The sequence below is a fragment of the Arthrobacter sp. P1_D4 genome, from assembly GCF_056406115.1.
Map to the genome: position 1 here is coordinate 233,728 of NZ_JBFUAU010000002.1, position 12,120 is coordinate 245,847.

The window sequence follows — 12,120 nt, forward strand, 5'->3', positions numbered from 1 at the left end:
AGGCTGTCATCATGAGCAATACCGAAGTCGCGCCCCAGGAAATCCTCTGCGAAACGGACGGGACCTTCGCCGGCGTCGAACTCCTGGTTCCGCGGCAGGTCCCGCTGGGCGGCCCCCGCGCGATGGATGTGCGGCGCACCCTTCCGCAGCGCCAGCGCAGCCTCATTGGGGCGTGGTGCTTCCTGGACCACTACGGCCCGGACCAGGTCGGCGATTCTGGCGGCATGAAAGTCCCGCGCCACCCGCACACCGGGCTTCAAACCGTCAGCTGGCTGTTCACAGGCGAGATCGAACACCGGGATTCGGCCGGTTTCCACGCAGCGGTGCGGCCCGGTGAAGTGAACCTCATGACCGCCGGCCGCGGCATCAGCCACTCGGAATTTTCCACCCCGGACACCACCGTCCTGCACGGCGCGCAGCTGTGGGTGGCGCTGCCGGACACGGCACGCCACATGGCGCCCACCTTTGAGCACTACCGTCCGGAGCCGGTCAGCGGAAACGGCTGGACCGTGCGCGTCTTCCTGGGCTCGCTCACTGGGTCTGTCTCACCCGTCACAACCCACACGCCCCTGCTCGGTGCCGAGCTCCTGCTCGAAGCGGGGACGGAGCTGACGCTCACAACAGATGCGTCCTTCGAACACGGCCTGCTCGTGGACTCGGGCAACCTTACCCTGGACGGGCAGCCGGTCCCGAAGGACAACCTCGCGTACCTGCCCGTCGGCCACGGGTCCCTGACCCTGGTCGCGGGCAGCGAGGGAGCCCGCGTTCTCCTGATCGGCGGAGAGCCGCTGGGCGAAAAAATCGTGATGTGGTGGAACTTCGTCGGCCGCAGCCATGAGGAGATCGTCGCTTACAGGACCCGGTGGCAGTCCGAGATCGGCGCGGACGCCGGCACTGAGGGCTCCGGCACTGCGGGCGCCGGCGCTGCGGGCTCCGGCGGCCGAGCATCCGACCTGCGGTTCGGTCCGTTCCCGCCCGGCGGCCCCGCAGCTCTCCCGGCCCCGGCCCTGCCGAATGCCCGCATCCGGCCCCGCGGCTGACCTGTCTATTCCGGCAGGCCCATACTGGCAAGCCCCGCCGGCCCTGCACCCGTAAACCCGACTGCCGGGCCAATCCGGCCCGCTCAAGGAGACCATAATGACCACGATCACCATCAGTAACAACCCGCAGCGCAGCCGTTTCGAAGTGCTCGACGCCGGCACCGTGATCGGCCAGGCCGCTTACGTGGACGACGTCGGGGCGGGCCAGCGGATTTTCTACCACACGGAGATCAACGAGGAATATGGCGGCCGCGGGCTGGCCGGGGTGCTGGCCGCACAGGCACTCGATGAGACTGTCGCCGCGGGCCTTACGATCGTTCCGGTGTGTCCCTACATCAAGAAATACCTGGGCAAGCACCCCGGCTACGCGGCCCACGTGGTAACGCCGGCCCCGGCGCATCTGCGGTTCCTGAGCGCCTCGCTGGCTCAACGCGTCCGGCAGTAGCCGCCCCGGGACAGATGCGCCTCTGGACTCACGTGTGCGCGATGAACCGCTCCACACGCCGGTCCGGGATAAGCCAGATCGCGGCGACCACCGAATAGGCGGCGATCCCCAGGAGCGGGTTCACCAGGCTGAGCCCCATCCCGGCGATGTAGAGCGCGGGCGATCCCTTGCCCTTCCAGTCCTGCCCCATGGCCCGGTCCAGCGCGCCGCCGCGTCCCTGCTGGCGGATCAGGGTTGTTTTCAGGATGTAGTAGGCAATGGCGGCGAACAGCAGGTCCAGCCCATAGACGAGGACGGGTACCTCCGCCAGGCCCGTGTCATTTATCCACCGGGTGGTGAAGGGGATGAGGGAGAGCCAGAACAGCAGATGCAGGTTTGCCCAGAGCACCCCACCGTTGATCCGCCCGGCCAGATGCAGCATGTGGTGGTGGTTGTTCCAGTAGATCCCGACATAGATGAAGCTCAGCAGGTAGCTGAGCAGGGTTGGAAGCTCGTGAAGCAGGGCCGGCCAGGTCGGTTCGGCGGGGACGTGAAGCTCCAGCACCATGATGGTGATGACGATCGCCAGCACCCCGTCGCTGAAGGCCTCCAGCCGGTTCTTGTTCATGGGCCGCCTTTAATCAGGGCATCGTGGCAGATGCAACGAGGAACTGCCGACGCCGTGACGTGCGGTTCGTAGGTAAGGGTACTAGTCCCGGGTCCCTGCTTCGAGTTCTTCCTCCGCCATTTCGAGGGCAAAGCCCAGCGCCTGGACGAGATTGGTGGTCGCCGCCACGATCCGGGGAGTGCCGACGATGGGCGCAACGGCGATCAGGACGCCGCGGACATCCTCCAAGGTGATGCCGACGTCCACGGCAGTACCGGCGTTGAACAGGTAGGAGGCGCCCGGGGCGTCGACCGCCGCGAGCGCCGCAATCCGGGCCAGCATCAGTTCGCGAGGCTCAAGGGTGGAGCGTTCGAGCGAAACGGCGGTGATGTCGGCGAGGACGGCGAGAACAGGTGCTTCTTCTTCGGCCATGGTTATGTCTCCATCTGGTTTCAGTGTTGTGTGCCGAGCGGGGCGGCGCGAGCGGATCGGCCCGCCTCGTCATGAACGTAACCCGCCACGACCAGGGGTGGCATCACCCGAACCGCATGAATCGATTGGTCAGTCGCCCGGCTGCGGAACAGATGGCGTTTTGAGCCTGCGCTGCGGGATCCATCAGCGATGCGTTGACGATGGGCCGGTTCGGGGCCAGAATCGCAGTAGCTTGAGCCGAGACGCATTGGCGCGCTCGGCGGGGACTGACCCAGGCAAGCAGTGCCGGTGGCGGTTCCGGACCTAATAGGGAGGTCGCCGATCATGGCCGAGACCAAAAAAGTCAAGCATCCGAGCGTCGAGGAGCGTGCTGCGAAGGGCAAAGGGCGCCGGGAAAAGACGCCCGTCTCCAGCCACGCAGGCTGGGTTCCCGCGTCCGACCGCCCGGATCCGGTCGCGCTGCTCGAGGAACAGAACCTCACCCGCGAACAGGACCTCGTTCCGGTGAGGCACGGCCGGATGCTGGTCTCACCGTTCACGTTCTACCGGGGCGCCGCCAAGATCATGTCAACCGATCTGAAAGACACTCCCCGGGCCGGCCTGGTGTCCCAACTGTGCGGGGACGCCCATTTATCCAACTTTGGCGTCTTCGCCTCACCAGAGCGAACCCTGTTGTTCGATCTCAACGATTTTGACGAAACTCTGCCCGGCCCATTCGAGTACGACGTCAAACGCATGGCCGCGAGCTTTATCATCGCGGCGCGGAACAACGCGTTCACCAAGGAAGAAACGCGCGACGCGACACTCACCGCCGTTCGGGCTTACCGCGAGGCGATGGCAGAGTTCGCACAGATGGGCACCCTGGACATCTGGTACGCCCGTCTGTCCGAGGAACAGCTGATGGAAACCATTGAGCTGGCCGTGGCAACCCAAAAGGGCAAGGCCCTCAAGAAGGCAGCCCACGGCATGGAAAAGACGGCGAAACAGAACGTCGCCAAGGCCCACACCCGCGACAGCCTGCAGGCACTCTCCAAGCTCGCCGAGCGGGTGGACGGGGAGTACCGGATCGTCAGCCAGCCGCCGATCGTCATTCCCTCACGGGAGCTGGGTGAATCGTTCGGCATGTCTGCGGAAGGGATTCAGAAAGCGGTTCGTGAGCAGCTCCGTTCCTACCGGGCCACGCTGCCGGATGACCGACGAATCTTGCTGGAGCGCTTCGAAGTCATCGATGTCGCCCGCAAGGTCGTGGGCGTCGGCAGTGTCGGCACGCGGGCGTTCATCGCCTTGCTCCAGGGCCGGGATGAGCAGGATCCGCTGTTTCTTCAGGTCAAGGAGGCGACGAGGTCGGTGCTCGAGGACCACTTACCGAAGAGCAAGTTCAAGCAGCCGGGCGAGCGTGTGGTGCAGGGCCAGCGGATGATGCAGGCCGCGAGTGACATCTTCCTGGGATGGACCAAGGGGGTACAGGACAACCGGTACCTGTATTGGCGCCAACTGCGTGACATGAAGGGCTCAGCCATTGTGGAAGGGATGAAGCCGCTCGGCATGACCTTCTATGCCGACGCCTGCGGCTGGACGCTGGCGCGGGCCCACGCCCGGTCCGGCGACCCCATCGCGATCGCGTCCTACCTCGGTAAGAGTGACAAGTTCGAACGCTCCATCACCGACTTCTCCGAGCGGTACGCGGACCAGAACGAAAAGGACTACGAGGCCTTCGCCGATGCGGTTCGCTCGGGGCGGCTGGAAGCCACTGAGGGCCTCTGATTCCGGATGTTCAGCAGAAGGCGCCGCCGTGGGTGAACGGCTCGAAGGACGGCAGGTTTCGCTCTGGCTCGCCACAACCGGTACCACCCGCTATCCCTCCCTGGACACGGATCTTGAGGTCGACGTCGCCGTCGTCGGGGGAGGGATCGCCGGCCTGACGGCGGCGCTGGCCCTCAAACGCGCCGGCAGCACCGTCGCGGTCCTGGAGGCAGCCCGCATTGGCACCGGCGTCACTGGGCACACCACCGGCAAAGTCACCTCCCTGCACCGGCTGGCCTACACCGAACTCGCGAACCGGCACGGACCGGACGTCGCGGGCACGTACGGGCAGGCCAACCAGGCCGCCATCGAGCACATTGCGCGTGTCGTCGCGGAGGAGGGCATCGACTGCGACTTCCGCAGGGTGTCCAACTACACCTACGCCGAATCCGACGACGCCCTCGCCAGGGTCCGCGGCGAGGCGGCCCTGGCCGGACGGCTCGGCCTGCCAGCCGTCTTTACCTCCGAGGTGCCGCTGCCGTTCGGTACCCGGGGCGCAGTCCGGTTCGACGGCCAGGCACAACTCCACGCGGTGAAATACCTCCAAGGCCTCGCCCGCGCCGTGGACGGGAGCGGAAGCCACGTACTGGAGGACTCGCGCGTCACCTCGGTCCGCGACGGGGTGCCCGCCGTCGTCAAGACCGGGAGCGGCACCGTCCGGGCGCGCGAGGTGATCATTGCCACCAACGTCCCCGTTGGCGACGCCGGGCTGTTTGCCGGGCGCTGCTACCTGCACCGTTCCTACGTCGTTGCCAGCCTGGCACCTGCCGTGCCCCTGGACGGGACCTTCATCAGCGTCGACGAGCCGATGCGCTCCATCTTGGCGATCGACATTGAGGGCGCCCGGTTCGTTCTCACCGGCGGCGAGGGGCACCGTGCCGCCGACGCCAGCGATGCCGCCGCGCGGTACCGCCACCTCGCGGCTTTCTCCCGGGAACGCCTCGGCACCGGGGAGACCAGCTTCCGCTGGTCCACGCAGGACAACATGCCCGTCGACGGGTTGCCCTACGCCGGGACTTTGACACCGACGGCGGCGCACCTTCATGTGATCACCGGCCTGCGAAAATGGGGCCTGACCAACGGCACCGCTGCCGCCCTGATCCTGGCCGACACCCTGTCGGGCCGGCACAACCCCTGGGCCGCGGTTTTCGATACCAACCGCCCTTCCGCCGGCCAGGCAGGCGGGGTGCGGCAGCAACCGGACCAGCCGCCCCCACACCGGCTGCCGGCCCAACCGGCCGTCGCCGGGCTGCGACCCGGCGAAGGCACCGTCGTGGAGATCGACGGCGAAATGACCGCCGTCTACGCTGGCGCTGCCGGGGACCTCCTCGCCGTCTCGGCCATCTGCACGCATCTGGGCTGCACGGTCGCGTTCAACGCGGACGATTCGACGTGGGACTGCCCCTGCCACGGCTCGCGGTTTGCCGCCGACGGCGCCGTCATCCAGGGCCCGGCGACGAAGGACCTGGCGCCGAGACCCGCACCGCGTTAGGTTCCTGCGGGTGAACCGGCCCGGGTGGCGGGGAAGCCGGCGGCCGAAGCGCGTCCCGCCCGGAGCCGTTCCAGCTTGACCACGTCCCGCCCGAATGAAAAGGCCAGCAGCCCAAGCGCCGGCCCGAGCACCATGGCTCCCAGCGCCGGAGTCACCGCCGGCAACAGGGCGAACAGCAGGGCCGCCGGCTGGGCGGCTCCGATGACCCTGCGGACAGTGCTGGATGGCAGCGGGTTCTTCAGGGACGGCCAGAACCAGGCCGCTGCGAGGAACGCGTAGTACATCAGGCCGATGCCCAGGGGCCACAGGCCGAACTTTCCCGCCGCCGCGCAGGACAGCACCAGGACCAGCGCGGCGTCCGTATCCGAATCCAGGCGCGAACCCTCGGCCGTGGCACAACCCGTGAACCTGGCCACCCGTCCGTCCACGGCATCGAGCAGGAACGCGGCCGTGCCCAGGACCACCACCAGAAGGCTTGGTCCGGCTCCGGCGATCAACCCCACCACCGTTTCGGCGGCACAAAAGGCCACGATGCCGGCCCGGCCGAGGGTGACGCGGTCCGCGCGGGTGGAAAAACGCGGTTTCCGCCGCAAAACGGAGCCGGCGGCCCGGATGATCACCGCGGCCCCCGCCGCCAGGGCCAGGAGCCAGGGAACAGGATCCCTGAAGACCGCCGCGCCGAACCAGGCCCAGGCCCAGGCCACAAGATAGGCGCCGACGGCGGTGCCGGCATCCGCCACGGCACGGCGGGCGGCTGCCGATCCTGGCCCGGTCTGCCCTGGCGCCGGGGAAGCAGTGGCCCTCATCGGTTCTGCAGGCCGGCTTCCGGGCACGTTTGCTGATCCCGTGCCTGTAGACGCCGTGTCCTCTTGTTTCGTGCCTACTGCAAACGACTTCAGCCTGAACCACCCCGCCCACATGCTAGCAAGTCCGCGGCCCGGGGTTGGTCAGTGCTTGGACTGGGCGCCCTGCCCGTTCGTCCGCCGTCCGGCCCGGACGAAACCGATGGCCGCCAGGACGGCGCCGGCGCCTTCGGCCACGGCGCTGACGGACTTCTCGAAGAACCAGATGGGCTCGTACATGGCCGGGAAAGGCCCGAACGCCGGAATATTCACGTAACGGTATGCCACCACGGCCACGAAGGCGCTCAGCGCGACGACGAATGCGACGGCGAAGGCCGTCCTGCTGCCGCGCAGCAGCACGTACAACCCGGCCAGCACAGCGGCAGCCGATTCCAGCAGGAACAGGTTCCCTTGGCCGATTCCCGCGGAGTTCCCCGCCTGGTAGCCCGGGGCCAGGTGGATGTGGACGGCGGCGTCAATGAACAGGGCAACGGCCGTGAGGATTCGCAGTGTCATGCCGGCCGTATGGACCCGCACGGTCCGTCCGGGGCTCTGGGCGCTCATTTGACCACCAGTGTCCCGTGCATGCCCGGATGGTAGGTGCAGTGATACGCGTAGGATCCGGGCTTCGTCGGCGCAGTGAAAGTGGCAGTGCCGCCGCCCTTGACCTGGGCATCGAACGCTGAACCTTCGTCAGCCGTGACCGTGTGCGCCGCGGCATCCATGTTGGTGACGGTGACCGCCGCGCCGGGGGCCACCGTGAGCGGGTCGCCGTAGGCGAAGTCCTTGATGGTGATGGTGGCGGCGGCGGTGCCCGCCGTCGGGCCGGCCCCGTAGGCAGGGCCGGGTGGGGGCGCCGACGTCGACGCCGGCGAGCCGCTGCCGCCGGCGCACCCGCCGGTGCCCAGCAAGATCAGGAGCACCAATAGCGACGACAGCTTCCTACGAGCATTCATTGCGCACCACCCCGAGCGGCTTGAGGAAACGAGCGGATGAACGTACTAGCTATATTGTGCGCCTGACCGGCACGAATGGAACCAGTCGGCGTCGAACGCCGGTCCGGGAGAGCCCGGGGAGATAGCGTAGTCACTGGCATGCATCCTGCAGCCGAGGGAGGGAAAATTGCGTGAAGCGTAAGAAGTCCTGGTCAGCATCGCTCACAGTGCTGATTGCCTTTGCAGCGAACGTCCTCGTCGCGGCAGCCAAAACAGTGGCCGCACTCATCTCTGGCTCGGCGTCCATGACTGCCGAGGCGGCCCACTCCTGGGCCGATACCGGCAACCAGGTCTTCCTGCTCATCGCCGAACGGAAAGCCGCGCGGAAACGCGACAAAGCCCACCCCATGGGTTACGGGCGCGAGGCCTACGTATGGTCAATGATCGCCGCCTTTGGCCTGTTTACGGCCGGCGCGGTGGTGTCGGTGATGCACGGCATCCAGCAGCTGATCACCCCGGAACCGCCAGGTGACTATGGGATCGCCTACCTGGTGCTGACCATCGCGTTCGTCCTTGAAGGCGTGTCCTTCATCCAAGCGTTCCGGCAAAACCGGAAGGCGGCGCGAGAGCTTGACCGGAACACCCTCGAGCAGGTCCTCAAGGGCTCCGACCCCACGCTGCGCGCCGTCTTCGCCGAGGACGGGGCCGCGCTCGTTGGCCTGCTCATCGCCTTCGCCGGGATATTCCTGCACCAGGTCACGGGGTCCTCCGTGCCGGACGCCGTGGGGTCCATTCTGGTGGGCATCCTCTTGGCCGTGGTTGCCGTCGTGCTGATCGAGCGGAACCGGCGCTTCCTGGTGGGACAAGCCGTGACCGGCGATATCGAGGGCAGCATGGCCCGCCGCCTCCTCGAACACCCAGAGATCGAACGCATCACGTACCTGCATCTCGAATACGTCGGCCCGCGCAAGCTCTACGTCGTGGCGGCCGTGGACATACAGGGAGATCTCCGGGAACACGACGTCGCCGTGGCCCTACGCCGCGTTGAACGCGAACTTGAGGACCACGAAACCGTGGAAGAGGCCGTGCTGACACTCGCCACCGCGGACGAGCCCTCGTTGGACTTCCCCGCCGTTTGAGCACAACGCCGACCGCCTGTCCGGTCCTTCGGCTGGCTCAGGCGCCGGCCGCCGTCGCGTCCATGCCGGCCGGCGGCTGCAGGCGGGCCCCGGAGGCCAGCAGCGCCTCGAGAACGGGAGACGGGCTGGGACTGGCCAGAAGGAAGCCCTGGCCCATGTCGCAGCCGAGCGAGCGCAGGAGATCCAGCTGCCCGGTGTGCTCGATGCCCTCGGCGATGACGGCCAGGTCCAGTTTCCGGGCCACTTCCAGAATGCCCTCGAGCATCGCCGCGGCCGGGGCGTCCCCAGGCAGCCCGGATAGGAAGGCACGGTCGATCTTGAGAATGTCCGCGGGCAGCGCAGCGAGCGTGCTGAGCGAGGAGAAACCGGTCCCGAAGTCGTCGATTGCGATGCGGACGCCGAAGCTCTTCAGCCGGTTCAGGGCAGCGACCCCGCCGTCGGCGCTCGTGGCCAGGGCCGATTCGGTGACCTCGAGGATCACCTTGTCGGCCTGCGAGGCGGGGTGGGCCAGGATGCGCTCCAGGGCTGCCAGGTTCCGGTCGCTCGAAAGCTGAAGAGTGGAAAGATTGACTGAGACCCAGAAGTCTTCGGCAGTGCCCGGGGACCGGCGCCAGCCGGCGACGTGACGGCTTGCGGTGTCCAGTACCCAGCAGCCGATGGGGCCTATCTCGCCGGTTTCCTCGGCCAAGGAGATGAAGTCGGCCGGTCCCAGCCGGCCCAGGGTCGGGTGCTCCCAGCGGACCAGGGCCTCCACCCCGGCGATCTCACCGGTGCCGAGATTCACCACGGGCTGGTAGTCGAGGCGCAACTGCCCGGCCTGCACGGCTGTGGCGAGGTCCGCCCGGAGAGCGGCCCGGTAGGTCATTTCGTCATATCCCCGGGCATCGAAGAGCTGGTAGCGGCCTTTGCCGCCGTGCTTGGCCATGTACATGGCGAAGTCCGCCTGCCGCATCAGCTCGGCCGGATCTGCAGTGCCGGCGCTGCGCTGGGCGGCGCCCATGCTGACGGTTACCTTCAGCCGGACGTCATCGATGCAGAAAGGGTCCCGCAGCGTGTCCTGGATGCGCCGTGCGACGTCGTCCGTCGCCGTGCCGCCCTCATCCGTCACAAGGATCGCGAATTCGTCGCCGCCCAGCCGGGCGACGAGGTCATGCCCGCGCACGCAGCCCCGCAGCCGTTGGGCCAGCTGAATGAGCAACGCGTCGCCGCCCTCATGGCCCAGCGAGTCGTTGACGTCTTTGAAGTCGTCGACGTCGATGACCAGCAGGCCTTCATGCCCGTCGCAGACCTCGGTGCCAGCTGCTTCCGGGTTCTTTGCCCCGGGGTCGAACGCGGCGGTGAGGCGTTCGGTGAGGACTGCCCGGTTGGCCAGTCCCGTGAGCGGGTCGTGGGTGGCGCGGAAGGTCAGTTCCAGGTGGTTGTCATGCACGGTGGCGGCCATGGAATTGAACGCCTCGGCCAGCTGCCCAAGTTCGTCATTGCGGACAACGCTGATCCGGTGGCTGTAATCACCGGACTGCAGCTTCAGGACCCCGCGGTACAGACCCTCCACGGGGCGCATCAGGTACTTGGTCATCCGCCGGCGGAAAAAGAAAACCCCGCCCGCGGCCAGCGCAAAGAGGGCCGTGCGGACGGTCGATACCATCTGCTGAAGCCCGGCCCCACGGGCGACGCCGTCGTCCAGCGCGTCGAGCGAAGCGCGACGGACGTCGGCGAGCAGGGCGCGGGCCCTGGCGCTGGACGCGGCGAACGCCGGCGCCTCCGCCACTCGGTTGCCGTGGAGAGTGGCCACCTGGCTTTCCCAGAGATTGTGCGCGGACAGTCCCTCCTGCCACGCGGCCCGGGCCTCGCGGACTGTGGCCCGCATGCCGTACGCCTCCGGCAGGATCCGGGCGGTGGCATCGAACTGGGCGCAGATGTCCTTTTGTTGCAGCAAAAAAGCGGCCGGATCTGCCGGTGCGGACAACAGCTGGAGTCCGGCTTGTTCGTGGGTCTCGATGCCGGTCCGGAGCTCGGCGATGGCCTCCGACTCGACGCGGTGCTGTGCGGCAGCGTGCTGGATTTGGTCCGTGACAAAACGGACGCCGACCAGGGTTACCGCGGCCCCGGCGAGCAGGGCAAGGAGCACCAGGATGAAGGCCCTGGACCATTCGCGCTGCAGGCTCCCTGCGCGGGCGGGTTTGCCGGTGCCGGGGGTACGGGTGGCCGCCGGCCCGTCGGATCGTTCGGGTCCATTGGCGTCGTTGGCGTCGGCGGCCGACGGCGGCGCAGCAGCAGGGTCAGCCAAGCTGCTGGTGGATTTACGCATGATCAGCCTCCGGCCGTGTGCCGGCCGTCGCCGCATCGTCAAACAGGAGCGTAGCCGAACGTGCCCCGGCTGGTCATGTCCTTCCGCCTCCCGACACTATTGTGAAGCATGTGACAGAAGTGTATTCGACGGGCGGCCCGGCGGGCAGCGTCCGGTGCTGGAACCACACCTGCCGGGCTGTACGTTTCCGGACCGGCTGAGCCGGTCCTGCCGGGGGCTCTAGCTGAGGCAGTCTGCGCAGTAGGCGTGGCCGGCCTTCTCCTTGGCCAACTGGGACCGGTGCCGCACCAGGAAACAGGAATAGCACGTGAATTCGTCTTCTTTTTGCGGGATGACCGTGACGGTCAGTTCCTCGCCGGACAGGTCTGCCCCCGGCAGTTCCACGCCTTCGGAGGTATCGGCCTCGTCTAGTTCGCGGACAACGCTTCGCGCGTCAGGCGCATTCGCCGAACGGAGCGCCTCCAGGGAAGCGTTGCGGGATTCCGCGACGTCGGAGCGTACTTCGTCATAATCGGTTGCCACCTGGTGATACTCATTTCAGTTGCTGGGCGTGTGATTCGGAGTCTCTCCGGATCTACGTATCTCTGTATCTCCGGATCTCCGGGATTGAACCGTACAGCATGACGCCGTGTAAATGCTGGGGACCGGGGCAGTCGCGGCAGTGACGCTCATGACACCCGGAGGCGGACGCCCGCGACGCCGGCCTTCCTGCTTTGTTCGCCACTGGTCACCGGGGCGTCACGTGCCGTTAATTTGGCTGCCCTAGCCTGATTCTTTAGGCACCATCCACCTTGGGCACCATCCGCACCATCCGTCGGGAGGATTCACCATGGCCGATATTGCTGCAGTGCTGGGACGGCTCACGCAGGACGAGCTTAATGAACTGCGGTCCCTGGGCCCCAGCGGGCACCTGACCCGTCGCCTGACCGACGCCATCGACCGCGCCGCCGGCGGCCCCGGAGCCGGGCGCGGCTACTACGTCCCCAACGGAAGCGTCAGTTCCACCGGCGGACCGCACGTGGTCCTGCGCAGCGACGTTTCGGGGTGGCTGTTCGGTCCTCCCCAACAGGCCTGACCGAACTGCGACGGGCATCCCCT

13 protein-coding genes are annotated in these 12,120 nt (G+C 67.3%); 6 read left to right on the top strand and 7 right to left on the bottom strand.

Going from position 1 to position 12,120, the window contains the following annotated elements; all coding sequences use genetic code 11:
- Window positions 1-11: 11 nt before the first annotated feature.
- On the top strand, window positions 12-1,040 hold the full coding sequence (locus AC1D0A_RS02010; RefSeq protein ID WP_476945083.1) for a pirin family protein: 1,029 nt from the start codon (window positions 12-14) through the stop codon (window positions 1,038-1,040).
- A 97-nt stretch (window positions 1,041-1,137) separates the two neighbouring features.
- On the top strand, window positions 1,138-1,485 hold the full coding sequence (locus AC1D0A_RS02015) for a GNAT family N-acetyltransferase (RefSeq protein ID WP_028276783.1): 348 nt from the start codon (window positions 1,138-1,140) through the stop codon (window positions 1,483-1,485).
- A 28-nt stretch (window positions 1,486-1,513) separates the two neighbouring features.
- Here AC1D0A_RS02015 and AC1D0A_RS02020 read toward each other — a convergent pair whose 3' ends face one another.
- Together AC1D0A_RS02020 and AC1D0A_RS02025 are read right to left on the bottom strand one after the other, a co-directional pair.
- Window positions 1,514-2,092, bottom strand: a complete 579-nt coding sequence (locus tag AC1D0A_RS02020) for a TMEM175 family protein (protein WP_028276784.1) — start codon at window positions 2,090-2,092, stop codon at window positions 1,514-1,516.
- Window positions 2,093-2,173: 81 nt separating this feature from the next.
- A complete protein-coding gene (locus AC1D0A_RS02025) occupies window positions 2,174-2,503 on the bottom strand; it encodes a carboxymuconolactone decarboxylase family protein (protein WP_028276785.1) in 330 nt (109 codons plus the stop codon).
- 324 nt (window positions 2,504-2,827) lie between these two features.
- On the opposite strand from AC1D0A_RS02025, the gene AC1D0A_RS02030 reads away from it, so the two are divergent.
- Both AC1D0A_RS02030 and AC1D0A_RS02035 read left to right on the top strand, forming a co-directional pair.
- Window positions 2,828-4,267 carry a DUF2252 domain-containing protein gene (locus AC1D0A_RS02030; protein WP_476945084.1) on the top strand — a complete coding sequence of 480 codons (1,440 nt, stop codon included), beginning with the start codon at window positions 2,828-2,830 and terminating at the stop codon, window positions 4,265-4,267.
- A gap of 28 nt (window positions 4,268-4,295) precedes the next feature.
- Window positions 4,296-5,798: an FAD-dependent oxidoreductase gene (locus AC1D0A_RS02035; RefSeq protein WP_476945085.1), complete on the top strand. Its 1,503-nt coding sequence runs from the start codon at window positions 4,296-4,298 to the stop codon at window positions 5,796-5,798.
- Here the strand turns inward: AC1D0A_RS02035 and AC1D0A_RS02040 are convergent.
- The 3 genes from AC1D0A_RS02040 to AC1D0A_RS02050 all read right to left on the bottom strand — a co-directional run bounded on the left by AC1D0A_RS02040 (window position 5,795) and on the right by AC1D0A_RS02050 (window position 7,596).
- Window positions 5,795-6,604, bottom strand: coding sequence for a CDP-alcohol phosphatidyltransferase family protein (locus AC1D0A_RS02040; RefSeq protein WP_476945086.1), 810 nt, complete (start codon window positions 6,602-6,604; stop codon window positions 5,795-5,797). The two genes, AC1D0A_RS02035 and AC1D0A_RS02040, sit on opposite strands and share 4 nt — an antisense overlap.
- Before the next feature lie 141 nt (window positions 6,605-6,745).
- Entirely contained in the window at window positions 6,746-7,204 is a 459-nt protein-coding gene (locus AC1D0A_RS02045; RefSeq protein WP_476944476.1) for a hypothetical protein, read from the bottom strand.
- On the bottom strand, window positions 7,201-7,596 hold the full coding sequence (locus tag AC1D0A_RS02050; protein WP_459384847.1) for a cupredoxin domain-containing protein: 396 nt from the start codon (window positions 7,594-7,596) through the stop codon (window positions 7,201-7,203). Before AC1D0A_RS02050 ends, AC1D0A_RS02045 begins: the two co-directional genes overlap by 4 nt.
- A 170-nt stretch (window positions 7,597-7,766) precedes the next feature.
- On the opposite strand from AC1D0A_RS02050, the gene AC1D0A_RS02055 reads away from it, so the two are divergent.
- Window positions 7,767-8,714: a cation diffusion facilitator family transporter gene (locus AC1D0A_RS02055; protein ID WP_028276791.1), complete on the top strand. Its 948-nt coding sequence runs from the start codon at window positions 7,767-7,769 to the stop codon at window positions 8,712-8,714.
- A gap of 37 nt (window positions 8,715-8,751) precedes the next feature.
- On the opposite strand, the gene AC1D0A_RS02060 is transcribed toward AC1D0A_RS02055, so the two are convergent.
- Together AC1D0A_RS02060 and AC1D0A_RS02065 are read right to left on the bottom strand one after the other, a co-directional pair.
- Window positions 8,752-11,022 (bottom strand): putative bifunctional diguanylate cyclase/phosphodiesterase, encoded by a 2,271-nt coding sequence (locus AC1D0A_RS02060; protein ID WP_476945087.1) that lies wholly within the window; start codon window positions 11,020-11,022, stop codon window positions 8,752-8,754.
- Between the two features lie 219 nt (window positions 11,023-11,241).
- A complete protein-coding gene (locus tag AC1D0A_RS02065) occupies window positions 11,242-11,544 on the bottom strand; it encodes a DUF4193 domain-containing protein (RefSeq protein WP_028276793.1) in 303 nt (100 codons plus the stop codon).
- Window positions 11,545-11,851: 307 nt separating this feature from the next.
- On the opposite strand from AC1D0A_RS02065, the gene AC1D0A_RS02070 reads away from it, so the two are divergent.
- Entirely contained in the window at window positions 11,852-12,097 is a 246-nt protein-coding gene (locus AC1D0A_RS02070) for a hypothetical protein (RefSeq protein WP_230008878.1), read from the top strand.
- Window positions 12,098-12,120 lie beyond the last annotated feature (23 nt).